The sequence below is a fragment of the Pseudoalteromonas sp. SIMBA_162 genome, from assembly GCF_046535955.1.
Classification (GTDB): domain Bacteria; phylum Pseudomonadota; class Gammaproteobacteria; order Enterobacterales; family Alteromonadaceae; genus Pseudoalteromonas; species Pseudoalteromonas marina.
This window is the reverse complement of sequence record NZ_JAWJBQ010000422.1, coordinates 1-271: the sequence shown is the minus strand read 5'-3', so window position 1 is coordinate 271 and position 271 is coordinate 1. Positions and strand designations below refer to the sequence as shown.

The 271-nt window shown below is 66.4% G+C and carries 1 pseudogene; it reads left to right on the top strand.

The features are described from left to right. Positions 1-271: pseudogene (locus tag R0J88_RS20315) on the top strand (hypothetical protein); the annotation flags it as partial.

The following is a 271-nucleotide window of genomic DNA, read 5'->3' as shown; positions in this document are numbered from 1 at the left end:
CCACACTGGGCCAGGCGTTCAGTGCCTTCGCCATCGCCAAGGGCCTGAACGCGACCATCTCGGTGCTGCAGTCCTCGACCATCGACCTGCAGGTGTTTCAGGTCTCGCCCGGGGAAGCGCTGGACCCCGCCAATGACATGATCGAGCGCTTCTCGTGGGTGATGTTCGCGGCGACCGGCTCGCTGGCGCTGCAGAAGCTGCTGCTGGGCATCTCCGGCTCGCTGATCATCAAGGCCTTCGCCAGTGGTGCCTGCCTGCTGGCGGCGCTGGG